Origin of the sequence: Palleronia pelagia, assembly GCF_900110115.1 — a bacterium.
GTDB classification, from domain to species: Bacteria; Pseudomonadota; Alphaproteobacteria; order Rhodobacterales; family Rhodobacteraceae; genus Palleronia; species Palleronia pelagia.
In genome coordinates this window covers 256,294-280,413 of record NZ_FOCM01000001.1, presented here as the reverse complement: position 1 = coordinate 280,413, position 24,120 = coordinate 256,294, and the positions used below count along the sequence as shown (strand labels likewise).

Sequence of the window (24,120 nt, the reverse complement as noted above, 5' to 3'; positions counted from 1 at the left end):
TCTCCGGTTCGTCTTAGAGCGCTTCGGCGCCCGAAATGATTTCGATCAGCTCGTTGGTGATCACGGCCTGGCGCGTGCGGTTGTATTCGCGATTCAGGTCCTCGACCATGTCCTCGGCGTTGCGCGTGGCGTTGTCCATCGCGGTCATCCGCGCACCCTGTTCGGACGCGGCGTTTTCCAGCAGCGCCGCGAAGATCTGGGTGGCCACGCCGCGCGGCAGGAGGTCCGCCAGGATCTCCTCCTCGCCCGGCTCGTAATCGTAGAGCGTCTGGCCGGCGTCGGCGTCTTCCTCGGGCTTGTCGAAGGTCGCCGGGATCACCTGCTGTTCGCGCGGGTGCTGGGAAACGACGTTCTCGAACTCGCCATAGTAGATGAAGCAGCGGTCGAACTCATCGGCGTCGAACCGCTTCAGGATGCCGCGCGCGATGTCCTGCGCGTCGCCGTAGCCGACACGCTTGACCTCTGTCAGGTCCACGTGGTCGATCAGGTGATCGCGATACTGACGGCGCAATACATCCCGGCCCTTCTTGCCGACGGTGATGATCTTGACGGTCTTGCCATCGGCGAGGGACTGCTTGATCCGGACAATCGATTTCTTGACGATGTTCGTGTTGAACCCGCCGCAAAGCCCCTTCTCAGCCGTCATCACGACCAGCAGATGGGTATCGTCCTTGCCCGTGCCACGCAGAAGCTTGGGCGCGGTTTCGCTGTCGCCGACGCTGGCGGCCAGCTGACCCATCACCGCGTCGAAACGCTCGGCATAGGGCCGGGCGTTCTCGGCAGCTTCCTGGGCCCGCCGCAGTTTCGCGGCGGCCACCATCTGCATGGCCTTCGTGATCTTCTTGGTCGATTTGACCGAGTCGATCCGATTTTTCAGATCCTTGAGGTTAGGCATTGTGCTTTCCCTTTAAGGACAATCAGGCGAAGTCTTTGGCGAAGGCGTCCAGGGCAGACTTCAACTTGTCGGCGGCATCGCCCTTGATCTTCGGATCTTCGTCGGTGATCCAGTCCAGCACGTCCTTGTGCTTGGTGCGCATGTGGTTCAGCAGGCCCTGCTCGAACCGGCCCACGTCGCTGACCTTCACATCGTCAAGGTACCCTTCGGTGCCGGCGAAGATGACGCAGACGATTTCCGCGTTGGTCAGCGGCGAGTACTGCGGCTGCTTCATCAGCTCGGTCAGGCGCTTGCCGCGGTTCAGCTGGCGCTGGGTCGCGGCATCGAGGTCCGAGCCGAACTGCGCGAAGGCTTCCATCTCGCGGTACTGGGCAAGCTCCAGCTTCACGGGACCGGCAACCGACTTCATCGAGTTTGTCTGGGCCGACGACCCCACGCGAGACACCGACAGACCGGTGTTCACGGCGGGACGGATGCCTTGGTAGAACAGGTCGGTTTCCAGGAAGATCTGGCCGTCGGTGATCGAGATCACGTTGGTCGGGATGAAGGCCGACACGTCGCCGCCCTGGGTCTCGATGATCGGAAGCGCGGTCAGCGACCCGTTGCCGTAGTCGTCGCCCAGCTTGGCCGAACGCTCCAGCAGGCGCGAGTGCAGGTAGAACACGTCGCCCGGGTAGGCTTCGCGGCCCGGCGGGCGACGCAGCAGCAGCGACATCTGGCGATAGGCCACGGCCTGCTTCGACAGGTCATCGTAGACGATCAGCGCGTGGCGGCCATTGTCGCGGTAAAACTCGGCCATCGCGGTCGCGGCGTAGGGCGCCAGGAACTGCAGCGGCGCGGGCTCGGACGCGGTGGCGGCCACCACGATCGAGTAATCGATGGCGCCGGTTTCCTCGAGCTTCTTGACCAGCTGCGCCACGGTCGAACGCTTCTGGCCGATGGCCACGTAGACGCAGTAGAGCTTCTTGCTCTCGTCGTCGCCGGCGGCGTCGTTGTAGCTCTTCTGGTTCAGGATGGCGTCCAGCGCCACGGCGGTCTTGCCGGTCTGGCGGTCGCCGATGATCAGCTCGCGCTGGCCGCGGCCGATCGGGATCATGGCGTCGATGGCCTTCAGACCGGTCGGCATGGGCTCGTGCACCGATTTCCGCGGCATGATGCCCGGAGCCTTCTGGTCGGCCACGCGACGCTCGGTCGCCTCGATGGGGCCCTTGCCGTCGATGGGGTTGCCCAGGCCGTCCACGACGCGGCCCAGCAGCGCGTCGCCGCAGGGCACGTCCACGATCGAGTTCGTGCGCTTGACGATATCGCCTTCCTTGATGTCCCGGTCCGAGCCAAAGATCACGACGCCGACGTTGTCGGTTTCGAGGTTCAGCGCCATGCCCTGGATGCCGCCCGGGAATTCGACCATCTCGCCCGCCTGGACGTTGTCCAGGCCGTAGACCCGCGCGATACCGTCGCCCACCGACAGCACGCGGCCGACCTCGGCCACCTCGGCCTCTTGTCCGAAGTTCTTGATCTGATCCTTCAGGATCGCAGAAATCTCGGAAGCTTGGATGCCCATTTATCCGACCTCTTTCATGGTGTTCTGGAGAGCGGCGAGCTTCGAGCGGATCGAGGTGTCGATCATCTTCGAGCCTACCTTGACGACAAGACCGCCGATGAGAGTTTCATCGACGCTCAGATTGATGTTCACGTCGCGGCCGACGCTTTTCTTCAGGGTCTCGGCCAGCGCGGCCCGCTGATCGTCGTTCAGCGGCGCGGCGGCGGTCACGTCGGCGGTCACCTCGCCGTTTTCCTCGGCGATCATGTCGCGAAGCTGCGAGATCAGCGCCCGCAGCACGAACAGACGGCGCTTGGAGGCCATAAGCTTCAGCGTGTTGCCGGTGATCTGGTGCAGACCCATCTGCTCCGCGAGCTTGGCGATCGCGGACTGCTGCTGTTCGCGGCTGTAGAGCGGCGAATGGATCAGGTCGCGGAAATCTTCCGAGCTGTCCAGGGCGCCGGCCAGCGTATCGCAATCGGCCTTGATCTGGGGCAGCGCGCCTTCGTCGCGCGCAAGCTCGAAGATGGCGGTGGCATAGCGGTCGGCAATGCCGGTTGAGATCGAAGCTGGTTCGGACACGTCAACCCTTTCGATGTATTGCGCACCTCACCCAGCCGCCGGAGCCTTGCGAGACGCGATGGTTTCCGGCGCCAGGGCGCGGCGCGCATCAAAATCGGGCTTGCTCTAGCAGAGCCCCCGCCCCCCCGCAACCGGTCAATCCACGCCATCGTGATCGCCGACGAACGGGTCTGGTCAAGGTTTTAGCATCCTTTCCGGGCAGGAAAAGCCGCCTGTGCCGATCCTGTTCGCACCCGCGGGCCGTCCGGGCTCAGGGCATGCCACCCACGCTGCGCGCGGGCTCGGGCGCGGGACCGCCCAAACCCTCCAGCACCCTGCTCTTGCGGCGCACGGCCACGCCGGTGCCCCCGGCCCGCGCGGGCACCTGCTTCTTGGCCTCGACCATCAGGACCCCCCCGGCAAAGCGCCCGGTGATCGACCGCCCCGCCCGTTCCAGCAGCGGGCCGGCGCGCATCCAGAACCGTTGATCCGTGGCCGGCTGGAACAGCGCGGCGGCGTGGCGCAGGGGGATGAAATCGAAATCCTTCAGCTGCGCCTCGAGCTGGCCCAGCGAATAGGGCCGGCCATAGCCGAAGGGCGTGCGGTCGTTGCTGGACCACAGGCCCGCCCGGTTCGGCACGATGAACAGCGCCCTGCCCCCCGGTCCCAGCGTGCGGTAGCATTCGCGCAGCACGGCGTGGGCGTTCTCGGACGTCTCCAGCCCGTGCAGCAGGATCAGCTTGTCGAGCTGCCCGGTCTGCACCGGCCACAGGGTCTCTTCGCACAGGACCGACACGTTGGGCTGGCCCGCGGGCCAGGGCATGACCCCCTGCGGCCCCGGCATCAGCCCGATGACCCGACGCGCCCCCGCCAGGTAGGGGCGCATCACCGGCACCGCGAAGCCGAAGCCGGCCACCGACTCGCCCCGCGCGACGGGCCACATGCGCACCACCTGGTCGCGCACCGCCTTCTGCGCGGCACGCCCCAGCGCGGTGCGATAGTAGAAACTGCGCAGATCGCGGACGTCCAGATGCATTGTCGGCCCCTTCGCGCGCCTTAGTCTCCAAGGCAGACGCAAGACCCAGATCCCGGAGCCTGCACCATGCCCACCGAAATCCTGACAATTCCCTGCCGGGAAGACAATTACGCCTTCGCGATTCACGACGGAAACCGCACCGCCGTGGTCGACGCCCCCGAGGCGGCGCCGATCGTCGCCGCGCTGAACGACCGTGGCTGGGGGCTGGACGAGGTCTGGATCACCCACCACCATTTCGACCATGTCGACGGTCTGCCCGGCCTGCGCGACGCCTTCCCGGGGCTCACGGTCACGGGCTGCGGCGCGGATGCCGACCGCCTGCCGCCGCTGGACCGCGCGGTGAACGACGGCGACAGCTTCACCTTCGGTGCGGACGAGGTGCAGGTCTGGGACGTGTCGGGCCACACCATCAACCACGTCGCCTTCATCATGCCCGCGCAGAAGGCCGCCTTCACGGCCGACAGCCTGATGGCGCTGGGATGCGGCCGGGTGTTCGAGGGCACGATGGAGCAGATGTGGGGCAGCCTGAAGAAGTTCCTCGAGCTGCCGAACGACACCACGGTCTACTCCGGCCACGAGTACACGATGACCAATGGCCGCTTCGCGCTGACCATCGAACCCGAGAACACCGTGCTGCGCGAAAGGGTGCTGCGGATCGAGGCCACGCGCGCCGAGAACCGGCCCACCGTGCCCTCGAACCTCGGCGACGAGAAGGCCACCAATCCGTTCCTGCGCGCCCACTTGGACGCGGTGAAACAGGCCCTATCTATGGAACAGTCAGACGATGCGGCGGTGTTCGCGGAAATCCGGTCCCGCAAGGACGATTTCTGAACTGCCGCATTCGTAAGCCGTCGCTGAGCCGCATCCGCGCAGTCCCCGATTTTGTGACCGATGCGACAAAGAAAAACCTTGAAGCCTTGGCACAAACAACCAAGCTTTAATCCTATGAGGTCACGGTGGCGTTGTGGCCCGCTCGCAGCGCCCGCCCAATAAAAGGAGCACCCTCGTGCCGTCATTCTCCAACACGCTCGAGCAAGCCATTCATGCAGCCCTGGCGCTAGCCAACACCCGCCGCCACGAGCTCGCCACGCTGGAGCATCTGCTCCTCGCGCTGACCGACGAGCCGGACGCGGCGAAGGTGCTGACCGCCTGCTCGGTCGACCTGGAAGAACTGCGCCAGACCCTGGTGGAATTCATCGAGGACGACCTGTCGACCCTCGTGACCGAGGTCGAGGGCTCCGAGGCCGTCCCGACCGCCGCCTTCCAGCGCGTGATCCAGCGCGCCGCGATCCACGTCCAGTCCTCGGGCCGGACCGAGGTGACCGGTGCCAACGTGCTCGTCGCCATCTTCGCCGAGCGGGAAAGCAACGCCGCGTACTTCCTGCAGGAACAGGACATGACCCGCTACGACGCGGTGAACTACATCGCCCACGGCGTTGCGAAGGACGCCGCCCATTCCGAACCGCGCCCGATCACCGGGTCGTCGGAATCGGAAGAGGAGATGAACACCCAGGTCGAGGACGGCGACGGCAAGGAATCCGCGCTGGCAAAGTACTGCGTGAACCTGAACGAGAAGTCGCAGCAGGGCGAGGTCGACCCGCTGATCGGCCGCGAACACGAGGTCGAGCGCTGCATCCAGGTGCTGTGCCGCCGCCGCAAGAACAACCCGCTTCTGGTGGGCGATCCCGGCGTGGGCAAGACGGCCATTGCCGAGGGTCTCGCCAAGAAGATCGTCGAGGGGCAGACCCCCGAAGTCCTGTCGAAGACCACCATCTACTCGCTCGACATGGGCGCGCTGCTGGCGGGCACCCGCTATCGCGGCGATTTCGAAGAGCGGCTGAAAGCCGTCATGTCCGAGATGGAGGATCATGACGACGCCGTGCTGTTCATTGACGAGATCCACACCGTGATCGGCGCCGGCGCGACCTCGGGTGGGGCGATGGACGCCTCGAACCTGCTGAAGCCCGCGCTCCAGGGCGGCAAGCTGCGCTGCATGGGCTCGACCACCTACAAGGAGTTCCGACAGCACTTCGAGAAGGACCGCGCCCTGTCGCGGCGGTTCCAGAAGATCGACGTGACCGAGCCTTCGGTCGAAGACAGCGTGAAGATCCTGCGCGGCCTCAAGCCGTATTTCGAGGATCACCACGACATCAAGTACACCAACGACGCGATCAAGACCGCGGTGGAACTGTCGTCGCGCTACATCAACGACCGCAAGCTGCCGGACAAGGCCATCGACGTGATCGACGAGGCCGGCGCGGCCCAGCATCTCGTGGCCGAATCGAAGCGGCGCAAGACCATCGGCACCAAGGAGATCGAGGCCGTCGTCGCCAAGATCGCCCGTATTCCGCCGAAGAACGTCAGCAAGGATGACGCGGCGGTGCTGAAGGATCTCGAGGGCACGCTGAAGCGCGTGGTCTTCGGCCAGGACATTGCGATCGAGGCGCTTTCGTCGGCGATCAAGCTCAGCCGCGCGGGCCTGCGCGAACCGGAAAAGCCCATCGGCAACTACCTGTTCGCGGGCCCCACCGGCGTCGGCAAGACCGAGGTCGCCAAGCAGCTGGCCGATACGCTGGGCGTGGAACTGCTGCGCTTCGACATGTCGGAATACATGGAGAAGCACGCGGTCAGCCGCCTGATCGGCGCGCCTCCGGGCTATGTCGGCTTCGACCAGGGCGGCATGCTGACCGATGGCGTCGACCAGCACCCGCACTGCGTGCTGCTGCTGGACGAGATCGAGAAGGCGCACCCGGACGTGTTCAACATCCTTCTGCAGGTGATGGACCACGGCAAGCTGACCGATCACAACGGCCGCGCGGTCGACTTCCGCAACGTGGTCCTCATCATGACCTCGAACGCGGGCGCCGCGGAGATGTCGAAATCCGCCATGGGCTTCGGCCGCGACCGCCGCGAGGGCGAGGATACCGCCGCGATCGAGCGGACCTTCACGCCCGAGTTCCGGAACCGCCTGGACGCGGTGATCAGTTTCGGCGCCCTGCCGAAAGAGGTCATTCTGCAAGTCGTCGAGAAATTCGTGCTGCAGCTCGAAGCCCAGCTGATGGACCGCAACGTGTCCATAGAGCTGACGAAGCCCGCCGCCGAGTGGCTGGCCGATCGTGGCTACGACGACAAGATGGGCGCGCGTCCGCTGGGCCGCGTCATCCAGGAGCACATCAAGAAGCCGCTGGCCGAGGAACTGCTGTTCGGCAAGCTCGCGAAGGGCGGCGTCGTGCAGGTGGGCGTCAAGGACGGCGAGATCGATCTTCGGATCGATCCGCCCGAAACCCGGCGCCTCGGCTCGAAGAAGCCGCCGCTTCTGACCGCCGACTGACATGCGGCGCGGCCTCGTTCCGGCCGCGCTGGCCTGCGCCCTGCCCCTCCACGCGCAGGAGCTGACATTGACGCCGCCGCTGGACTGCGATCCGGCGGCGGCGTGTTACATTCAGCAATATGTCGACACGGATCCGGGCCCCGGTGCCCGCGATTTCACCTGCGGTTCGCTCAGCTATGACGGCCATAAGGGCACCGATTTCGCGCTCCCGTCGCGCGCGATGATGGAGGAAGGGGTCGACGTGGTCGCGGCGGCGCCGGGCCTTGTCCGTGCGACGCGCGATGGCATGGCAGACCGTACGGCCGGCAGCGGCGCGGGTTCGGACGTGACCGGGCGCGAATGCGGCAACGGCGTCGTGCTGGATCACGGCGATGGCTGGGAAACCCAGTACTGCCACCTGAAACTTGGCTCGATCGCCGTCATCGAAGGCGCCACCGTAACGGCCGGCCAGCGACTGGGTCAGGTCGGGCTCAGCGGTCAGACGGCGTTCCCCCATGTTCACCTGTCGGTCAGACGCGACAGTGAGGTCGTGGACCCCTTCGCGCCCGGCGGCGAGGCACGCTGCGGCGAAACCCCGGACGCCACGCTCTGGTCCGATCCCCCCGCCTATCGCCCGGGCGGGATCATCGCCGCGGGTTTCAGCGACGCGGTGCCGGACTACGACTCGATCAAGGCGGGAACCGCCACCCGCGATCTCGGCCGCGATGCTCCGGTGGTGCTTTGGGCTTACCTTTTCGGGGCGCGCGCGGGTGACGTGCTGAAGCTATCGCTGGCCGCCGCGGACGGGCCGATCCTGGTGCAGGACGTGGCGCTGGATCGCACGCAGGCACAACTGTTCCGCGCGGTGGGCAAGCGCGCGCCCCAAGGCGGCTGGCCCAGGGGCCGCGTGACCGGAACGGCGACATTGCTGCGCGACGGGCGCCCCGTGGACCAGGTGGAAGTCGACGCGGCGTTGGACTAGAGCGGGGTCCCCGCTTACGCAGAGACAAGTCATCCGCGATGATCTGCCGAAGATTGTTCGGGATAATCTCGGGTCAGCGCTCGGTCAGCTTCAGCTCGATACGGCGATTGAGCGCGCGCGCCTCGGGGCTGTCGCCCGGGGTGATCGGGCGGTATTCGCCGAAGCCCGTGGGCGCCAGACGCCGCGCCGGAAAGCCCAGAGTCTCGGACATGAAGCGCACGACCGACAGGGCGCGCGCCTGGCTCAGTTCCCAGTTGTCGGCGAACTCGGCGCTGCCGACGATCGGGACGGAGTCGGTATGGCCGTCGACCCGGATCACCCAGTCGATGCTGTCGGGGATTTCGTCCGAGATCTCTTCGAGAAGCGCGGCCACCTGTGCCACCTGCGCACGGCCCGCCCCCGACAGCTCGGCCGAGCCCGACGGGAACAGGACCTCGCTGTCGAAAACGAACCGGTCCCCCACGATCTGCACGCCCTCGCGGTCGCCCAGAAGATCGCGCAGGCGGCCGAAGAATTCGGACTGGTAGCGCTCCAGACGTTCGCGCTCGGCGGCTTCCAGCTCGGCGCGGCGGCGCTGTTCCACCGCCTCGCGGGCCAGGGCCTGGTTCAGCTGCGCGCCCAGGTTGGCGATCTGCACCTCCTGGGCCGCGTCTTCCTCTTCCGCGAGTTGCAACAGGCTTTGCAGGCTGCCGATCTGGCGACGCAGTTGCGCGACCTGCTGCGTCAGGGCCTCCATCCGGCGCTGCGCCTCGGTCGACGCCGCCTCGGCATCGGCGAGCTCGGACCGCGCCGTTTCCAGCAGGCGCGACTGCCGCTCGGCCCGGCTCATCTGGGACTGAGCTTCGTTCTCGGCGGCCAGCCGCAAGGCCAGTGCCTCTTCCAGTTGGCTGCGTAGATCGGCACGGTCCGCCTCGGCCCCTTCAAGCGCGGCAGCCTCGGCGCGCGCGGCGCTCAGGGCGGCGGCCAGGCGGTCTCGTTCATCGGCCTCGCGACCGGCGGCCGCGCGCAGTTCGGCAACCTCGTCCTCGGCGGCGGCGAGCCGGGCGCGGGCGGACTCGAGATCCCCCTGGAATGTCTGCTGCGCGGCCTTCGCCGCCTCCAGCGCGTCCGTGATCGCCGCCAGCTCGGCCTGGCTGTCGGACTCGCGCGCGATCGCGGCGCGCAACGCCGCCTCGGTCCGGTCGATCCGGTCCTCGGCCGCGGCGCGGTCCGCTTGCACCTGCTCCAGCTCGGCCGCCGCGGATTGCAAGTCGGCGTTGCGGGCCTGCGCCTCGGTCAGCTCGTCGCTCAGGGTTTCTGCCTGCTGGACCGCCGTGTCGCGCTCGAGCAAGGCGGCCAGAAGCCGTTCGTCCAGTTCGGCCTCGGCGGCGCGGGCGGCCGCCAGAAGGCTCAGGGTGTCCTCGGCCTCCCGCCGCTGTTCTTCCAGCGCGAGGGTCATGGCCGACAGCTCGGCATCCGCATCTTCCAGTCGGGCGCGCAGGGCCTCGGCCGCCGCCGCCTCGGCCAGCCGGGCGGTCTCCTCCTCGCTCAGCGCGTCTTCCAGGGTGCCGATCTCGGCGGTCAGCGCAGCGGTTGTCTCGGCCCCCTCCTCCAGGTCGGCGCGCAGCTCGGCGGCCAGTGCCTCGAGCGCCTCGCGCCGCGCGGCGGCCAGGCGTGCGGCTTCGGCCGCGGCGTCGATCTCGTCCCGTGCGCTGGCCAGCGCGAGGTTCAGCGCCTCGCGCTCGGACACCAGCTCGGCCTCGCGATCCTCGAGCGTGGCGACCTGCGCGCGGGCGTCGTCCCGCTGGGTCAGAAGGGCGGCGACCCGCTCCTCGAAACCGGCGATACGCTCGGCCTGGTCCGCGCTTTGCGCCTGGAGGCTTGAGATCAGATCGGCCTGCCGGGCGCCCTGCGCCTGGAGGTCGGCGATCAGGTCGGATTGGCTGGCGGTCTGCGACAGCAGGTCGTCGCGTTCGCCTTCCAGCCGGTCGGCGCGCCCCTCGGCCAGCCCCAGCGCCTGCGTGAGGCCGGCGACCTGCGCCGTGAGATTGTCGAGCTCGTTCGCCTGCCCCGAAATCTCTTCGCGCAGCACGAACTGGACCACCATGAAGATGGTCAGCACGAACATCATCACCAGCAGAAGCGCGGTCATCGCGTCCACGAACCCGGGCCAGATCGAGCTGTTGACCGCGCGGGTGGAGCGTCGCGTCAGCGCCATGGCCTAGCCCCGGCCTTCGCCGTCGGCGCGCGCCCCGCGGCTGAGCAGGCGGCCGATCCGGTGCAGCTCCTGCCGCAGCTCGGAGGTGCTTTCCTGTCGGCCCGCGGCGAGTTCCTCGGAGATGCGCAGCAGTTGCACGTCGATCGAGCGCAGGCGCATCCGGCTTTCGGCGTCGAGCCCGCTGCCACCCCCCGCCTCCCTGGCGCCTTCCAGGGCCTCGGCCAGCTTGGCCTGACCGTCGATCATCCGCTCCATCGCCGGCGCCAGCCGGGCGGCCGCGTCGTCGCGATCGGACAGGCGCACCATGTGATCGACCATCTGTCCCAGCTTCTCGTCCAGGTCGGACCGGGTCGCGTCGGCCCGGGCGAACATATCCTCCATCCGGTCCATCTGGCCGGCCATCGCCTCCATCGCGGCGGCGACGATGCCCGCGTCGCTGCCCGTTCCGCCGTCGAGATCGGGACCGGCGAAGCCCAGCTTGGTGATCGAGCTCAGCCATTCCTCGAGCTCGCGGTAGAAGCGGTTCTGGCCGTGGCTGGCAAACAGCTCCAGCAGCCCGACGACCAGCGATCCGGCCAGGCCCAGAAGGGACGAGGCGAAGGCCACGCCCATGCCGCCCAGCTGGCTTTCCAGCCCGGCCATCAGGCGGCCGAACACGGCCATGCCATCCTCGCCCTCGGTGGGGGCGAGCGCGCGAATGGTCTCGACAATCGCAGGAACGGTGGTGGCGAGGCCGTAGAACGTCCCCAGGAGACCCAGGAAGATCAGCAGGCTGACGATATAGCGGGTGATATCCCGCGCCTCGTCGATCCGGGTGGCGACCGAATCGAGGATCGAGCGCGCCGAGGTGGGCGAAATCTGCAGGTTCCGCCGCGAGCGCAGCAGCGCCGCAAGGGGCGCCAGCAGCCGCGGCGCGCGGGTCATGTCGTGGCCGGGCGTGTCGTCGGCGAAGCCCTCGATCCAGTTGACCGACTGGATCAACTGCCATTCCTGCCAGAAGCATGCCAATACCCCCACCACGAAGACGAAGGCGATGAAGCCGTTCAGAAGCGGGTTGGCCAGGAAAACCGGCGCGACGTTCGGGTAAGCCACGTAGATGCCCACGGCCACCAGCACGAGCACCAGCACCATCGTGGTGATCTGGCGCACGGGCTGGGTGAAAAGCGGCTGGCCCTCGGATCCGGGGCGGTCGGTCAGCGACATCTGGCGGTCCTTATTTCGCAGCGGCAGCATAGGCCATGGTCAGGGGCTGCGGAAGCGGGCTAGCCAATTGCCGCGACCCTGTTGCACAGCCACTCCAGATCATCGTCGCCGATGCCCAGCTCGCGCAGGTGCGCGGCGGTGTTCATCAGGTACTCGTCGTTCGGGCCCCGCCCGCCGTGGGCACGTGCGATGATCTGGGCCTGCTCCTCGAGGCTCAGCCGGCAGTATTGTTCGTGGTCGGCGTCGATGACGTAGGCCACGGCGTCGACCACCCGGCCGTCGGTCAGGTCCAGCGTGACCATCCGTTCCAGGTAGGCCGACGAGATCAATTCGCGCGCGCGCAGGGCGGTCAGCGTCGCCGCCTCGTGCCCGTCCTCGACCCGCAGCGCCACGCCGGAGCAGCGCGCCGCCGGCTGCGCGTCCAGCGCCAGCACAAGGCCCGGGTCCTCGTGGGTGCCGCGATGGTGGACCGAGCGCATGCAGAAGGTGCGCGCGTAGCCATGGAGCGAGGCGACCACCCGCTCGGCGACCGGGAACTCGGGGTTCCAGACAAGCGAGCCATAGCCGAAGACCCACATGCCGCCCCTTTGAAACTCTGGAACATGCGTCATGGCGCCTATAGACACGATGCGGCAGGCGGTGAAAAGGTCCGCCGCGCCAACAGGCAAGGAGCGGTCGTCATGGGTAAACTGGTCATTCTTGTGCTTGCCGCCGCGCTGGTCTGGTCGGGCTACTGGTTCTGGGGCGCCCGGACCACGGAGCGGGCGATCACCGAACAACTGAACACCATGCGCGCCGCGGGATGGCAGATCGACGTGCGGTCACGCGCGACGCGGGGCTTTCCGAACCGCTTCGACACCACCTTCGACGAGGTCCAGGTGACGACGCCGGGCGGCCTGACGCTGGTCGCGCCGTTCTTCCAGCTGCTGGCGCTCAGCTATCGCCCGAACCAGGTGATTGCCGCACTGCCGCCGCAGATCGGGCTCGAGTCGGTGCTGGGCACCGCGATCATCACCAACGACAAGGCCCGCGCCTCGATGACGGTGCAGCCCAGCCCGCGCCTGCCACTGGACCACTCGTCGCTGGTGGTCGACGGCCTGGCCGTGGAAAGCGCGGGCCGCACCCTTCGGATCGGTCAGCTGCGGTTCGCGACCCGCCTGCCCGAAGGTGCGCCCGACCCCAGCCACCAGAATATCGGCCTCGCGGTCGAGAACGTTGTCCTGCCCGACACGCTCATGGAGCAGCTGGGCGCGGCCGGCCTGGGGGCGATCGAGGCCCTGCGGCTGGATGCGACCATCGAGCTCGACGCGCCGCTTGACCGCAGCGCACTGGAAACCCCGCCCGCGCCGCAGCGGATCGAGCTGCACGACCTGTCGCTCGACTGGGGCGACGTGACGGTCGAGGCCGATGGCGCGGTCGACGTGAACGCCGCCAACCAGCCCGAGGGCGAATTGCTGCTGACGGTGAACGACTGGCGTGATGCCCTGCGGGTCGCCGTGGCGCTGGGGCTGGTGCCAGAAGCACAGCGCAGCGCCGTGCAGCAGGGTCTGACGCTGCTGTCGGGCCTGTCGGGCAGCGGCGAGCTGTCGCTGCCGCTGGTCTTCGACGCGGGCCGCATGTCGCTGGGTCCCATCCCGCTGGGGCCCGCGCCGGTCATCACCTTCGGGGGGTGACCGCTTCGGTCCGATTGATCGAGGTCCGCTTCGACCTCAGGTGAACTGCTCCTGAAGCAGACGCTCCTCCAGCCCGTGACCCGGGTCGAACAGGATCGTGTGGACCACGCTGGGCTCGGACCGGACCGTCACCGACAGCACGTCGCGCACCGACCGGCCGTCGGCATCGGCCATCACGGGACGCTTTTCTTCTTCCAGCACGTCGAAGCGCACGGTCGCGTTCTTGGGCAAGAGCGCCCCGCGCCAGCGACGCGGCCGGAACGCGGCCATCGCGGTCAGCGCCAGCACGTCCGCACCGATGGGCAGTATCGGGCCGTTCGCGCTGTAATTATACGCGGTGGACCCGGCGGGGGTCGCCACCATGGCGCCGTCGCACACCAGCTCGGACATGCGCACCTTGTCGTCGACGCTGATGCGCAGCTTGGCCGCCTGCGGTCCCGCCCGGAGCAGCGAGACCTCGTTGATGGCCAGCGCTTCGTGCATGGTGCCGCCATGACAGGTTGCATGCATGGATAGCGGGTTGATCGTTTCGACCTCGGCGGCGGCAAGGCGCGCGGGCAGATCGTCCTCGCCGAACTCGTTCATCAGGAAGCCGATGGTGCCGCAGTTCATGCCATAGGTCGGCGCCGACAGCTTCTCGGTCTCGTGCAGGGTGCGCAGCATGTGCCCGTCCCCGCCCAACGCGACGATCACGTCGGCCTCGTGGATCTCGCACTGGCCATACCGGTCGGTCAGCCGCGCCAGCGCGTCCTGCGCCTGCGCGACACTGCTGGCGACGAAGGCGATCTTGTCGAACATGGCCGGCCCTTTCGCCGCTGCATCCCGCGGCAACCTGCCGGGGACGGCCCCGATTGACAAGCGCGATGCCGCGACGGATCGCGCCATCGTCGCAAACGGTCTTTTGCGGGGGGCTGCGATGGGCTAAACCGCGCCCAACCCCGTCAATCGCGCCGAAAGGATTGCCGCCATGAACGCCCCCCACCGCGACGAAGGCTTCTTCACCAAGTCCATCGGCGAGACCGATCCCGAGCTCGCCCGCGCCATGGACAAGGAACTGGGCCGCCAGCGCCACGAGATCGAGCTGATCGCGTCCGAGAATATCGTCAGCCGCGCGGTGATGGAGGCGCAGGGCAGCGTCCTGACCAACAAGTACGCCGAAGGCTATCCCGGCCGCCGCTACTATGGCGGGTGCCAATTCGTGGACATCGCCGAGAACCTGGCGATCGACCGGGCCTGCAAGCTGTTCAGCTGCGGCTTCGCCAACGTCCAGCCCAACTCGGGCAGCCAGGCCAACCAGGGTGTCTTCACCGCGCTGCTGCAGCCCGGCGACACGATCCTGGGGATGAGCCTCGACGCGGGTGGGCACCTGACTCACGGCGCACGCCCCAACCAGTCGGGCAAGTGGTTCAACGCCGTGCAATACGGCGTACGCCGCGAGGACCTGACGCTGGACTACGACCAGGTCCAGCAACTAGCGACCGAGCACCAGCCCAAGATGATCATCGCCGGCGGCTCGGCCATTCCGCGGATCATCGACTTCGCCCGGATGCGGGAGATCGCCGACAGCGTGGGCGCCTACCTGCTGGTGGACATGGCGCATTTCGCGGGACTGGTGGCCTCGGGCGACTATCCCTCGCCCTTCCCCCACGCGCATGTCGCGACCACCACCACCCACAAGACCCTGCGCGGCCCGCGCGGCGGCATGATCCTGACCGATGACGAGGCGCTGGCGAAGAAGTTCAACTCGGCCATCTTCCCCGGGATCCAGGGCGGTCCGCTGATGCACGTGATCGCCGGCAAGGCCGCCGCCTTCGGCGAAGCGCTCCAACCCGGGTTCAAGACCTACCAGGGCCAGGTGATCCGGAACGCGCAGGCCATGGCCGACCAGTTGATCAAGGGCGGCCTGGACATCGTGACCGGCGGCACCGACACGCATGTCATGCTGGTCGACCTGCGCCCCAAGGGCGTGAAGGGCAACGCCACCGAAAAGGCGCTCGGCCGCGCGCATATCACCTGCAACAAGAACGGCATCCCCTTCGACGACGAGAAGCCGACCATCACCAGCGGCATTCGCCTGGGCTCGCCCGCCGGGACCACCCGCGGCTTCGGCGAGCCGGAATTCCGCCAGATCGCCGACTGGATCGTGCGGGTCGTGGACGGGCTGGCCGCCAATGGCGAGGACGGCAATGGCGCGGTCGAGGCGGCGGTGAAGGACGAAGTCGAGGCGCTGTGCCAGCGCTTCCCGATCTATCCCGACCTGTGAAGCTCGAGACCCGGACGGAAGGCGCGGGCGGCACGCCGCTGCTGATCGCGCACGGGCTTTACGGCTCGGCGCGGAACTGGGGCGTGATCGCCAAGCGGCTTTCGGACCGGGGACAGGTCACCGCGGTGGACATGCGCAACCACGGCGGGTCGGGCTGGGACGCGGATCATTCCTACCCCGCGCTGGCCGACGACCTGGCGGAAACCATTGAAGATCAATGGGATGTGCTGGGTCACTCCATGGGCGGCAAGGCGGCGATGGCGCTGGCGCTGCGGCACCCCGAGAAGGTGCGGCGGCTGGTCGTGGCGGACATCGCGCCGGTGGGGTACGCGCATAGCCAGCAGCAGTATATCGACGCGATGCGGGCGCTGGATTTGAGCGGAGTCGAGAGCCGGCGAGACGCGGATCAGCGGTTCCGGGCGCTGGTGCCCGAGGACGGGATCCGCGCGTTCCTGCTGCAATCAATTGATATCGCTGAGAAAAAATGGCGGCTGAACCTGGACGTGCTGGAGGCCGAGATGCCGAAGATCGTGGGCTGGCCCGACGACCTTCAGGGCAGGTTCGAGCGGCCGGTGCTGTTCCTGTCGGGCGGCGACAGCGACTATGTTCAGGACGCCCATCGCGCTGATATCAGGGCGTTTTTCCCCAAGGCGCGGTTCGCCAAGATCCCCGGGACCGGGCACTGGCTGCACGCGGAGAAGCCGCGCGAGGTCGAGGCGAGCGTGCGGGCCTTCCTCGACGCCTGATCCGTCGGACCGGCGTGCACCGCGCGTCCCCGGCCCGTGCAGCCCGCGTGCACCGGCCGTGCGCCGCGGGGCCTGCCCCGTCGGCCCCGTGTCGGCCAGGGGGCACATGGCGTGCACCGGACGGCACCGCGCGTACACCGGGCGTCGGACCACCCCGGCCTGCGCACGCAGCGCTCACCCGGTGGCAAGCACGGCGCGGCAGGCTGTCCGCAACCGGAGGCCCGCCCATGAAGAACTACGATCCCACGTCGACCTTCGAGGCGCTGATGGCCGACCTGAAGGATATCCGCGAGGAGATCATCGAGCCCAAGCGCCTGCCCGCCGAGCCGCCGGGCTGGGTCGAGATCGCCACCGACAACCGCCCCGGCAAGACCCGCGTCACCATCCGCCTGGACAGCGACGTGGCCCGCTGGTTCCGCGACATGGGGCCGGGCTGGCAGACGCGGCTGAACGCGGTGCTGCGGATGTTCTACGACTATCGCTCGCGCCGCCCGAAGTGACGGGGGCCGACCGGGCGGGGCGATCCGCCGCGGGACCCCTGCCGCGGCCCGGCCGTTGAGCGCCCGACGCAACCGGAGGCCCGCCCATGTTCACCCCCCGCAACATCCTGATCGCCGCCCTTTCCGGGGTGCTGGGCTGCATCGCCAACGCGCTGGCCATCGTGGCGCTGAACGCCGAGGCCGCGCTGATGCCGCTGATCCTGTCGGCAGGGCGCGCGTTCTGGTCGGTGGTCTTCGCCCTGGCGCTGATCCCCATCTTCGCACGGCTGAGCGGCGCGGCGGCGTGGATCACCGGATTCGTGGTGCTGGAGGCGCTGGCGTCGCTGTCGGCGAAGCTCATCTGGGGCGCGGGCGCGCCGTGGAGCTTCGTGCTGACGGTGAATGGGGCGTATGCGGTTGTGGCTGTCGGGGTGTATGCGGTGGGGCGGGAAAACTAGCATCGCCCCCTACCCCACACATTCGCTAAAAAGGAATCCCGAACAAAATGCGTGAACTGCTGTCAAGCAAGACCAAGAGTTTCATTTTGCTTCTAGTGGATTGCTCTTAATTACGCTTATATCTTAGTCACCGACAACATGGAGATTTTGGATGCCGATAAGAGAAGCTGAAATACGAGCGGCCGCTCTCGCAGAACTAGATAACTCGCCGAACGGTAGGTTGACCACGACAGAGCTGATCGACGTGCTGACCGAAAAGATGAAGCCGACGGGCAAGGACGCTGAGCTGGCTGACGGGCGCGGCGATACATATTTTTCTCAAAAGGTTCGAAACCTTGTAAGCCACCGAAAAAGCGGAACCGGCCTAGAAGCGCGTGGTCTCGCAGAATATGACGGTGGAGAAGAAAGTTGGACCATCACCGATGAAGGTCGTGCTCACCTAGGTGCTTCATAAATATCAGGTCTACGCTTCTTGACCCCCACTGGAAGCCATTTGAGCTCGGTTGGGCCTGAGTGGCTTCTGTCCCAAACGAACCAAGCATAAGCTGTGGTGCCTGAGCCTTTTTTTTGCGCACCGCGCGGATAGAATGTGATCCTCTCGCTGAAGATCCAAACTCTACTTGGCGCAGCTCCATCAAAAATCGTTTTTTGTCGGCCAGCGCCTTCCAAGAAGGCCAGTCTAAGCAGGAGCGCAAACTTCTTTTTTGCATTTCGCAAGCCCGCCGCTACGAACGGTTCTGCGCTATGAAATGGCGGATTTGTGACGATGTGGTCATGTTTGCGATGAGCCGTGATGTAGTCGACTCCCGGTTCACCAAAACCACGGTCGTATAAATCTGAGCTTTCGCAACCGGGATAAAACTCTTGGATGACCCGAGACATTGCGCCATCGCCACACGCGCTTTCCCAGATATCGGATCCAAAAGTTTCATTCTCAAGGAGAGCCAGTGTTGCCCACTCGGGAGTTGGGTAAAAGTCAGGACCGTCAAGATCCGCGACCCTTTTAAGAGTTGGCTGGGGTGCCAAAACAAACCGATCGTTCATGCCGCTGCCTCACTGTATTTGCCGAAGACTCGCACGTCTTTCCTTTTTCATCAAGAACAGACGTGAATCTTCTTTGGTTATCCTTGGCAAGAGATGCAGATAGGGCAGCGCCCGGCCCGAGGGTGGGCGTGAAGCGCCCGCCCTGGGGGGCGGGTCGGGCGCTGCCCGGCGGTGCCCGCCGGGCGGATGGGTTGGGATGGAGTGATTGGGTGTTCTGAGGGACGCGCGGCTGGCAGTTTCGGAGGCGTCCTCGCCCGAACTGCAACCGGGTGCCGCTGCGCGCCTTGCTGCGCAAGACTCTTTCGCGCACGCGCCGTGAAAATGGCCGGCTTCAGCCGTCCATTTTCAAGGCGTTGATAAACGCTTCCTGCGGGATCTCGACCTTCCCGAACTGGCGCATCTTCTTCTTGCCGGCCTTCTGCTTCTCCAGCAGCTTCTTCTTCCGGGTCGCGTCGCCGCCATAGCACTTGGCGGTCACGTCCTTGCGCATGGCCGACAGGGTCTCGCGCGCGATGACGCGGCCGCCGATGGCCGCCTGGATCGGGATCTTGAACATGTGGCGGGGGATGAGCTCTTTCAGCTTCTCGCACATGGCGCGGCCGCGGCCCTCGGCCCGTTCCTGGTGGACCATCATCGACAGGGCGTCCACCGGCTCGTCGTTCACCAGGATCTGCATCTTCACCAGCTTGTCGGCGCGGTAGCCGATCATCTGGTAATCGAAGCTGGCGTACCCTTTCGTTACCGATTTCAGGCGATCGTAGAAATCGAACACCACCTCGTTCAGGGGCAGGTCATAGACCACCATGGCGCGGGTGCCCGCGTAGGTCAGGTCCAGCTGGATGCCGCGCCGGTCCTGGCAGAGCTTCAGCACGTCGCCCAGGTACTCGTCCGGGACCAGGACGGTGGCCTTGATGCGCGGCTCTTCCACCCGATCGATGGTGCCGGGATCGGGGAAGTCGGCGGGGTTGTGCAGCTCGGTCATCTCACCGTCTCGGGTGTAGATGTTGTAGATCACCGACGGCGCGGTGGTGATGAGGTCGATATCGTATTCGCGCTCGAGCCGGTCGCGGATCACCTCGAGGTGGAGAAGCCCCAGGAAGCCGCAGCGGAAGCCGAAGCCCAGCGCGGCCGAGGTCTCCATCTCGTAGGTGAAGGAGGCGTCGTTGAGCGCGAGCTTCTCGATCGCGTCGCGCATGTCGTCGAAATCGTTGGTGTCCACGGGGAAGAGCCCGCAGAAGACCACCGGGACCGACGGCTTGAAGCCCGGCAGCGCCTCGGGCGTGGGGTGCTTCTCGGTCGTGATGGTGTCGCCGACGCGGGTGTCGCTGACCTGCTTGATCGAGGCGTTGAGATAGCCGATCTCGCCCGGGCCCAGCTCCTTCACGGCGGTCATGGCGGGGCGGTAGATGCCCACGTCGTCCACGTCGTAGGTGCCGCCGGTCTTCATCATTCGGATGCGGTCGCCCTTCTTCAGGACGCCGTCGATGATGCGGACGATACAGATGACGCCCAGGTACTGGTCGTACTTGCTGTCCACCAGCATGGCCTTGAGCGGCTTGTCGCGGTCGCCCCCGTGGGGCGGCGGCAGGCGGGTGACGATGGCTTCCAGGACATCGGGAATGCCGACGCCGGTCTTGGCCGAGATCTCGACCGCGTCATGGGCCTCGATCCCGATCACGTCCTCGATCTGCTCGCGCACGCGGTCGGGCTCGGCGGCGGGCAGGTCGACCTTGTTGAGGACCGGCACGATCTCGTGGTCGGCCTCGATGGCGGTATAGACATTGGCGAGCGTCTGCGCCTCGACCCCTTGCGAGGCGTCGACGACCAGCAGCGAGCCCTCGACCGCCTTCATCGAGCGCGAGACCTCGTAGGCGAAGTCCACGTGGCCGGGCGTGTCGATGAGGTTCAGGACGTAGGTGTGGCCGTCCTTGGCGGGATACTCGATCCGCACGGTGTTGGCCTTGATGGTGATGCCGCGCTCACGCTCGATATCCATGGCGTCGAGCAGCTGGTCCTTCATGTCGCGCTCGGCCACGGTGCCGGTCAGCTGGATCAGCCGGTCGGCGAGCGTCGACTTGCCGTGGTCGATATGGGCCACGATGGAGAAATTGCGGATATATTTGAGCTCGGTCATGGGCTGAGGATATGGGGCGATTTCGGGCGGTTGTCCATGGCCCGCGGCTGCGGCACGGTGCGGGTGCGCGGAGGGTGGTGGATGCCGGAGTTCGAAGACTGGGACGCCTACGATGCGTGGTTGCAGGGGCAGCCGCGCGAGGTGGTGGTTGCGATGGCCGCGCGGAGCGCGTTGCGGTCGGCACCCGCGCTTCTCGCGGGAGACGGGCCGACCGATGTCGGGCTTGTCTTGCTGGGTTTTCGGGCAATGCTGATCTCGGGTGTCGCAGCGGTGGGACCGACCGCCGAGATCAGAGAGGCTGCATACTCAGCCGCCCGATCCGCCGCCTTCTCCGCCACCGACTCCGCTGACTTCGCCTTCTCCGCCGCCCGATCCGCCGCCTTTTCCGCCACCGACGCCGTCCGCTACGGACCCAACTTCGCCTACTTCGCCGCCCGCTCCACCGACGCCGCCCGCTTCGCCGCACGCTCCGCCGACTCTGCCGCCCACTCCGGCCGCTCCGGCGTCTCCGCCGCCCGCTCAGCCGTTTCCGATGACAGCTTGTACGCTTCGGATGCAATTTCCGTTCTGGCGCGACCACTCTGGCCGCGGGATCTGCGCTTCGACGGGATCGCGCCGGACCTGATTGATCGCGCGGCCGAGGCGAACCCGGTCTGGTCCTTCTGGGCGCGGTGGCATGACGGGTTCCTGAAGGGCGCGCCGCTGGACTGGGAGTTGCAGACGCAGATCGCGCTGATCCCGGACGAGGCGTGGCACAAGGCCGAGGGCGAGACGTGGCAGCAGGTGGCCGAACGGATCGCGGGGAAGATCGCGGGGATCGAGGCGCGGTTTGATGTCCGCCAGAAGAAAGAGGCGCTCGAAGAAGAACTCCGGCACGCCTCGATCGACAGGCTCGGGATCGGCGGCAATCTTCCTCCTGAGCCACTGGATGACGCTCCGCAGATAGACAAGAAATACGAGATGATCTGGGCGCCCTTGCAGGTCCTTGGTGAAGAACTCGAGAAGGCGAAACCTGAACGATCCCGTGTCGAAGCGGTACTTTCAGGTCTGACCGATGTGCTGAGGGCCTGTTTGCAATATGCCGGACGAAAGGCGGATCTTGCCATCGACGTGAGTATCAAGGCGGGTGTGCCGGGCAGCGTAGGCTATGCCGTGCTCGAACCCGAGAAGGTCTCAGCACTGATTGAAGCCATACGGAATTGGCTTCCGCTGATTTAGATCCAAGCGGCCTCTGTCCACGAAGCCCCCCCCGCCCCCCACAACAGGCGCCGTGCGAACATCGGACCGGCGCCCTGGGCCGGCGATGTTACGCGCCAAGCGCGCAGCGGGTCCGGGCCATGTGCTTGGTAAGCATGAAGCGCCCGCGCGGCAGGGTGGATCGTCGCCACCGGCCCGCCGACCGCCCGGCTCAGGGGCCAGCGCAGCCCATGGCCGCATGTCGTTTTCCCTCGGAGCGAAGCGTCCTCCGCAGGCAAAGCCATCCCGCCCGTCCGAATACCTGACAAAATTACTTTGACTCCCCGGCGCGGCGGGCGTAGCAGCGATTTACCGACTAAATTTGTCAGGAATCGGAGAGCGACATGAGTGACGGGGAACGCGGCGGGGTTCGCATGGTGATTGGACGGCGCAGCCTTCTGGCGGGCGCGGGGCTTGGCGGCGTGGCGATGCTGGCCGCGCGGCCGGGCTTTGCCCAGGGCAGCGGCGAAGGCGGCGAGGGTGGCGAAGGCGGCGAGCGCGGCGCCATGCCCGGACCCAGCGACGCGGCGCAGCTGCTGCTGGCCCTGGGGCTGATCGAGGGGCACCTGACCGCGGGCGCCGCCGTCCGGGCCGAGGGCGAGACCGAGATCGCCATGACCCACATGAAGCACCCCGAGGACGAGATCTATTCCGACCTGGACCCGCAGCTCGAGGCCGCGGGCGCCGAGGGCTTCGCCGCGGAATTGCAGGCGCTGACCGCCGCCGTGCAGGACGGTGGTGACGTCGATGCCGCCCGCGACGCGGTGCACGCCAAGATCGAGGCCGCGCGCGACGCCGCCGACGCCACCCAGGCCGACCGCGTGCGCGCCATCGCCGCGCTGACCCGCGTGGCCGCCGACGAATACGATATCGGCATCGCCGCTGACGGGTCGATCTCGAACCTGCACGAGTACCAGGACGCCTGGGGCTTCATCCAGGTGGCGAACCGCATGGCCGAACGGCTGGAGCCGGGCGAGACTCGCGACAAGGTCGTGGCGGCGCTGGCCCCCACCGCGGACGTGTTCCCGGCCATCCTGCCCGAGGGCACGGTCGAGGGCAGCGCCGACGTCCTCTACGGCGCGGCGGCACGGATCGATTTCGCAATCCCGGCCGCCTGATGATCCTGATCGAAGATATCTTCGACCGCCACGGCCTTGCCGCGCTGCGCGAGGCCGCCGCCGCCCTGCCCTTCGAGGACGGGGCGGCGAGCGCGGGCCGCTTGGCGCGACAGGTCAAGCGCAATGCCCAGGCGGGCCCCGGCCCGGCGCGCGACGCGGTCGTGGCGCAGGTCGAGGCGGCGCTGCTGCGCCACCCGGTCTTCGCCGCCGCCGCGCGGCCCAAGGCCTTCGCGCGCATTCTGATCTCGCGCTACGGGCCGGGGCAGGCCTACGGCGCCCACGTGGACGACGCGCTGATGCAGGGGGCGCGGACGGACCTGTCCTTCACGCTGGCCCTGACCCCGCCCGAGGACTACGAGGGCGGCGCGCTGGTGATCCAGGACCGCGTGGAATCGCGCGGGTTCCGGCTGAACGCCGGGGAACTGGTGCTCTATCCGTCGGACACCCTGCACGAGGTGCAGCCGGTCACGACGGGCGAACGGATGGCCATCGTCGGCTGGGTCACGAGCTGGATTCGCTCGCCCCAGCACCGCGACATCCTGTTCGACCTCGACACGGCCATCGCCGCCGAAGAGGCGGGTGCGGGCGACCGCGAACAGCTGTCCCGGCTGGCGCGCACACGGTCGAACCTGTTGCGCCTGTGGGCCGAGTAGGCCCGCGCGCCTCAGAAATTGCCGCGGAACACCGTGCGGGTGTGGTCCTGCTCGGCCAGGCTTTTCAGCGTGGCGCGACCGTCCTCGGTCAGCGCGCCGTCGCGGGTCAGCCAGCCACGGCGCATCGCGGTATCGCGGGGATCCGTGTCGGGCCGCCCCACGTGGCGCGCGAAGGCCATGAGGCGGGTCATGTCGTCTGTCTGCATGATGCATGGTCCGGGGTTGCGTAACCCATCACATAAGGCCGCCCGACCGCGCGGCCAGCGTCGGATCCGCACACGGCTTGATGCCCGGCGCGCCATTCGCCATGCTGTGGCCCATGGCGGTACGGACGATCATCAGCGGACGGGTCCAGGGCGTGGGGTTCCGCGCCTTCACCCGTGACGCGGCGCGGTCGCGCGACCTGCGCGGCTGGGTGCGAAACCGCGACGACGGCACGGTCGAGGCCCATGTGGAAGGCCCAGACCGCGAGATCGAGTCGCTGCTGACCGAATTGGGGCGCGGCCCCACCTTCGGATCCGTCTCGTCGGTCGAGACCGAGGACGTGGATGACACCGGTGCAACGGGCTTCGAAATCCGGCGCTGAGCCGCA

General features: G+C 67.2%; 24 protein-coding genes. 13 read left to right on the top strand and 11 right to left on the bottom strand.

Translation table 11 applies throughout. The annotated features are described in order from the left end of the window. Positions 1–13: 13 nt before the first annotated feature. The 4 genes from BMX96_RS01370 to BMX96_RS01355 all read right to left on the bottom strand — a co-directional run bounded on the left by BMX96_RS01370 (position 14) and on the right by BMX96_RS01355 (position 4,032). On the bottom strand, positions 14–895 hold the full coding sequence (locus BMX96_RS01370) for a F0F1 ATP synthase subunit gamma (protein ID WP_091843445.1): 882 nt from the start codon (positions 893–895) through the stop codon (positions 14–16). Positions 896–917: 22 nt separating this feature from the next. Beyond that, the gene (atpA, locus tag BMX96_RS01365; RefSeq protein WP_091843442.1) at positions 918–2,456 is read right to left on the bottom strand and encodes a F0F1 ATP synthase subunit alpha; all 1,539 of its coding nucleotides are present in this window, start codon (positions 2,454–2,456) and stop codon (positions 918–920) included. Continuing rightward, positions 2,457–3,017, bottom strand: coding sequence for a F0F1 ATP synthase subunit delta (locus BMX96_RS01360; RefSeq protein ID WP_091843440.1), 561 nt, complete (start codon positions 3,015–3,017; stop codon positions 2,457–2,459). It lies immediately after the preceding gene. Between the two features lie 250 nt (positions 3,018–3,267). Then, positions 3,268–4,032, bottom strand: a complete 765-nt coding sequence (locus BMX96_RS01355) for a class I SAM-dependent methyltransferase (RefSeq protein ID WP_091843437.1) — start codon at positions 4,030–4,032, stop codon at positions 3,268–3,270. Between the two features lie 66 nt (positions 4,033–4,098). Here BMX96_RS01355 and gloB point away from each other — a divergent pair, with 66 nt between their 5' ends. From gloB to BMX96_RS01340, 3 genes are all read left to right on the top strand, one after another. Then, the gene (gloB, locus tag BMX96_RS01350) at positions 4,099–4,863 is read left to right on the top strand and encodes a hydroxyacylglutathione hydrolase (protein ID WP_091843434.1); all 765 of its coding nucleotides are present in this window, start codon (positions 4,099–4,101) and stop codon (positions 4,861–4,863) included. 175 nt (positions 4,864–5,038) lie between these two features. Next, positions 5,039–7,363: an ATP-dependent Clp protease ATP-binding subunit ClpA gene (clpA, locus tag BMX96_RS01345; RefSeq protein ID WP_091843431.1), complete on the top strand. Its 2,325-nt coding sequence runs from the start codon at positions 5,039–5,041 to the stop codon at positions 7,361–7,363. A gap of 1 nt (position 7,364) precedes the next feature. Next, positions 7,365–8,324: a M23 family metallopeptidase gene (locus tag BMX96_RS01340; protein WP_091843428.1), complete on the top strand. Its 960-nt coding sequence runs from the start codon at positions 7,365–7,367 to the stop codon at positions 8,322–8,324. Positions 8,325–8,397: 73 nt separating this feature from the next. Here the strand turns inward: BMX96_RS01340 and BMX96_RS01335 are convergent, their stop codons facing one another. Genes BMX96_RS01335 through BMX96_RS01325 form a run of 3 tightly spaced genes read right to left on the bottom strand, consistent with a single transcriptional unit; the run spans position 8,398 to position 12,335 of the window. After that, entirely contained in the window at positions 8,398–10,521 is a 2,124-nt protein-coding gene (locus tag BMX96_RS01335) for a peptidoglycan -binding protein (protein WP_091843426.1), read from the bottom strand. A gap of 3 nt (positions 10,522–10,524) precedes the next feature. Continuing rightward, positions 10,525–11,724 carry a biopolymer transporter ExbB gene (locus BMX96_RS01330; RefSeq protein ID WP_091843423.1) on the bottom strand — a complete coding sequence of 400 codons (1,200 nt, stop codon included), beginning with the start codon at positions 11,722–11,724 and terminating at the stop codon, positions 10,525–10,527. 59 nt (positions 11,725–11,783) lie between these two features. Beyond that, entirely contained in the window at positions 11,784–12,335 is a 552-nt protein-coding gene (locus BMX96_RS01325) for a gamma-glutamylcyclotransferase (protein ID WP_236736917.1), read from the bottom strand. A gap of 69 nt (positions 12,336–12,404) precedes the next feature. Here BMX96_RS01325 and BMX96_RS01320 point away from each other — a divergent pair, with 69 nt between their 5' ends. Beyond that, the gene (locus BMX96_RS01320; RefSeq protein ID WP_175481627.1) at positions 12,405–13,397 is read left to right on the top strand and encodes a DUF2125 domain-containing protein; all 993 of its coding nucleotides are present in this window, start codon (positions 12,405–12,407) and stop codon (positions 13,395–13,397) included. Between the two features lie 36 nt (positions 13,398–13,433). Here the strand turns inward: BMX96_RS01320 and BMX96_RS01315 are convergent, their stop codons facing one another. Beyond that, positions 13,434–14,195 carry an NAD kinase gene (locus BMX96_RS01315; RefSeq protein WP_091843415.1) on the bottom strand — a complete coding sequence of 254 codons (762 nt, stop codon included), beginning with the start codon at positions 14,193–14,195 and terminating at the stop codon, positions 13,434–13,436. A gap of 169 nt (positions 14,196–14,364) precedes the next feature. On the opposite strand from BMX96_RS01315, the gene glyA reads away from it, so the two are divergent. The 5 genes from glyA to BMX96_RS19095 all read left to right on the top strand — a co-directional run bounded on the left by glyA (position 14,365) and on the right by BMX96_RS19095 (position 17,797). Further along, the gene (gene glyA / locus BMX96_RS01310) at positions 14,365–15,660 is read left to right on the top strand and encodes a serine hydroxymethyltransferase (RefSeq protein WP_091843413.1); all 1,296 of its coding nucleotides are present in this window, start codon (positions 14,365–14,367) and stop codon (positions 15,658–15,660) included. Then, entirely contained in the window at positions 15,657–16,406 is a 750-nt protein-coding gene (locus BMX96_RS01305) for an alpha/beta fold hydrolase (protein ID WP_091843410.1), read from the top strand. Before glyA ends, BMX96_RS01305 begins: the two co-directional genes overlap by 4 nt. A 227-nt stretch (positions 16,407–16,633) precedes the next feature. Then, complete coding sequence (locus tag BMX96_RS01300) at positions 16,634–16,906, top strand: BrnA antitoxin family protein (RefSeq protein WP_073128685.1); 273 nt, start codon at positions 16,634–16,636, stop codon at positions 16,904–16,906. An 86-nt stretch (positions 16,907–16,992) separates the two neighbouring features. Further along, positions 16,993–17,343 carry a hypothetical protein gene (locus BMX96_RS01295; RefSeq protein ID WP_091843407.1) on the top strand — a complete coding sequence of 117 codons (351 nt, stop codon included), beginning with the start codon at positions 16,993–16,995 and terminating at the stop codon, positions 17,341–17,343. A 151-nt stretch (positions 17,344–17,494) separates the two neighbouring features. Further along, positions 17,495–17,797, top strand: a complete 303-nt coding sequence (locus BMX96_RS19095) for a hypothetical protein (protein WP_139209913.1) — start codon at positions 17,495–17,497, stop codon at positions 17,795–17,797. On the opposite strand, the gene BMX96_RS01290 is transcribed toward BMX96_RS19095, so the two are convergent. After that, positions 17,779–18,387, bottom strand: coding sequence for a hypothetical protein (locus tag BMX96_RS01290; protein WP_091843404.1), 609 nt, complete (start codon positions 18,385–18,387; stop codon positions 17,779–17,781). The genes BMX96_RS19095 and BMX96_RS01290 overlap by 19 nt on opposite strands. Positions 18,388–18,718: 331 nt before the next feature. Then, a complete protein-coding gene (lepA, locus tag BMX96_RS01285) occupies positions 18,719–20,521 on the bottom strand; it encodes a translation elongation factor 4 (RefSeq protein WP_091843401.1) in 1,803 nt (600 codons plus the stop codon). An 81-nt stretch (positions 20,522–20,602) separates the two neighbouring features. Between lepA and BMX96_RS19505 the strand changes: the two genes are divergently transcribed. From BMX96_RS19505 to BMX96_RS01270, 3 genes are all read left to right on the top strand, one after another. Continuing rightward, positions 20,603–21,739 carry a hypothetical protein gene (locus BMX96_RS19505; protein WP_091843398.1) on the top strand — a complete coding sequence of 379 codons (1,137 nt, stop codon included), beginning with the start codon at positions 20,603–20,605 and terminating at the stop codon, positions 21,737–21,739. A 362-nt stretch (positions 21,740–22,101) separates the two neighbouring features. After that, positions 22,102–22,875, top strand: a complete 774-nt coding sequence (locus BMX96_RS01275) for a hypothetical protein (RefSeq protein WP_139209909.1) — start codon at positions 22,102–22,104, stop codon at positions 22,873–22,875. Continuing rightward, positions 22,875–23,528, top strand: coding sequence for a Fe2+-dependent dioxygenase (locus BMX96_RS01270; RefSeq protein ID WP_214606822.1), 654 nt, complete (start codon positions 22,875–22,877; stop codon positions 23,526–23,528). Before BMX96_RS01275 ends, BMX96_RS01270 begins: the two co-directional genes overlap by 1 nt. Positions 23,529–23,539: 11 nt before the next feature. Here BMX96_RS01270 and BMX96_RS01265 read toward each other — a convergent pair whose 3' ends face one another. Further along, on the bottom strand, positions 23,540–23,734 hold the full coding sequence (locus BMX96_RS01265; RefSeq protein ID WP_073128677.1) for a hypothetical protein: 195 nt from the start codon (positions 23,732–23,734) through the stop codon (positions 23,540–23,542). Positions 23,735–23,814: 80 nt separating this feature from the next. On the opposite strand from BMX96_RS01265, the gene BMX96_RS01260 reads away from it, so the two are divergent. Then, entirely contained in the window at positions 23,815–24,114 is a 300-nt protein-coding gene (locus tag BMX96_RS01260; protein ID WP_236736916.1) for an acylphosphatase, read from the top strand. Positions 24,115–24,120 lie beyond the last annotated feature (6 nt).

Coding starts and splice junctions, on each gene's coding strand:
- BMX96_RS01340 (WP_091843428.1), top strand. CDS start 7,365: ATGCGGCGCGGCCTCGTTCCGGCCGCGCTGGCCTGCGCCCTGCCCCTC.
- BMX96_RS01320 (WP_175481627.1), top strand. CDS start 12,405: ATGGGTAAACTGGTCATTCTTGTGCTTGCCGCCGCGCTGGTCTGGTCG.
- gloB (WP_091843434.1), top strand. CDS start 4,099: ATGCCCACCGAAATCCTGACAATTCCCTGCCGGGAAGACAATTACGCC.
- BMX96_RS19095 (WP_139209913.1), top strand. CDS start 17,495: ATGCCGATAAGAGAAGCTGAAATACGAGCGGCCGCTCTCGCAGAACTA.
- BMX96_RS01355 (WP_091843437.1), bottom strand. CDS start 4,032: ATGCATCTGGACGTCCGCGATCTGCGCAGTTTCTACTATCGCACCGCG.
- BMX96_RS01260 (WP_236736916.1), top strand. CDS start 23,815: ATGCCCGGCGCGCCATTCGCCATGCTGTGGCCCATGGCGGTACGGACG.
- BMX96_RS01300 (WP_073128685.1), top strand. CDS start 16,634: ATGAAGAACTACGATCCCACGTCGACCTTCGAGGCGCTGATGGCCGAC.
- BMX96_RS01330 (WP_091843423.1), bottom strand. CDS start 11,724: ATGTCGCTGACCGACCGCCCCGGATCCGAGGGCCAGCCGCTTTTCACC.
- BMX96_RS01370 (WP_091843445.1), bottom strand. CDS start 895: ATGCCTAACCTCAAGGATCTGAAAAATCGGATCGACTCGGTCAAATCG.
- BMX96_RS01290 (WP_091843404.1), bottom strand. CDS start 18,387: ATGAACGATCGGTTTGTTTTGGCACCCCAGCCAACTCTTAAAAGGGTC.
- BMX96_RS01275 (WP_139209909.1), top strand. CDS start 22,102: ATGAGTGACGGGGAACGCGGCGGGGTTCGCATGGTGATTGGACGGCGC.
- lepA (WP_091843401.1), bottom strand. CDS start 20,521: ATGACCGAGCTCAAATATATCCGCAATTTCTCCATCGTGGCCCATATC.
- BMX96_RS19505 (WP_091843398.1), top strand. CDS start 20,603: ATGCCGGAGTTCGAAGACTGGGACGCCTACGATGCGTGGTTGCAGGGG.
- BMX96_RS01270 (WP_214606822.1), top strand. CDS start 22,875: ATGATCCTGATCGAAGATATCTTCGACCGCCACGGCCTTGCCGCGCTG.
- atpA (WP_091843442.1), bottom strand. CDS start 2,456: ATGGGCATCCAAGCTTCCGAGATTTCTGCGATCCTGAAGGATCAGATC.
- BMX96_RS01325 (WP_236736917.1), bottom strand. CDS start 12,335: ATGACGCATGTTCCAGAGTTTCAAAGGGGCGGCATGTGGGTCTTCGGC.
- BMX96_RS01265 (WP_073128677.1), bottom strand. CDS start 23,734: ATGCAGACAGACGACATGACCCGCCTCATGGCCTTCGCGCGCCACGTG.
- glyA (WP_091843413.1), top strand. CDS start 14,365: ATGAACGCCCCCCACCGCGACGAAGGCTTCTTCACCAAGTCCATCGGC.
- BMX96_RS01295 (WP_091843407.1), top strand. CDS start 16,993: ATGTTCACCCCCCGCAACATCCTGATCGCCGCCCTTTCCGGGGTGCTG.
- BMX96_RS01335 (WP_091843426.1), bottom strand. CDS start 10,521: ATGGCGCTGACGCGACGCTCCACCCGCGCGGTCAACAGCTCGATCTGG.
- BMX96_RS01315 (WP_091843415.1), bottom strand. CDS start 14,195: ATGTTCGACAAGATCGCCTTCGTCGCCAGCAGTGTCGCGCAGGCGCAG.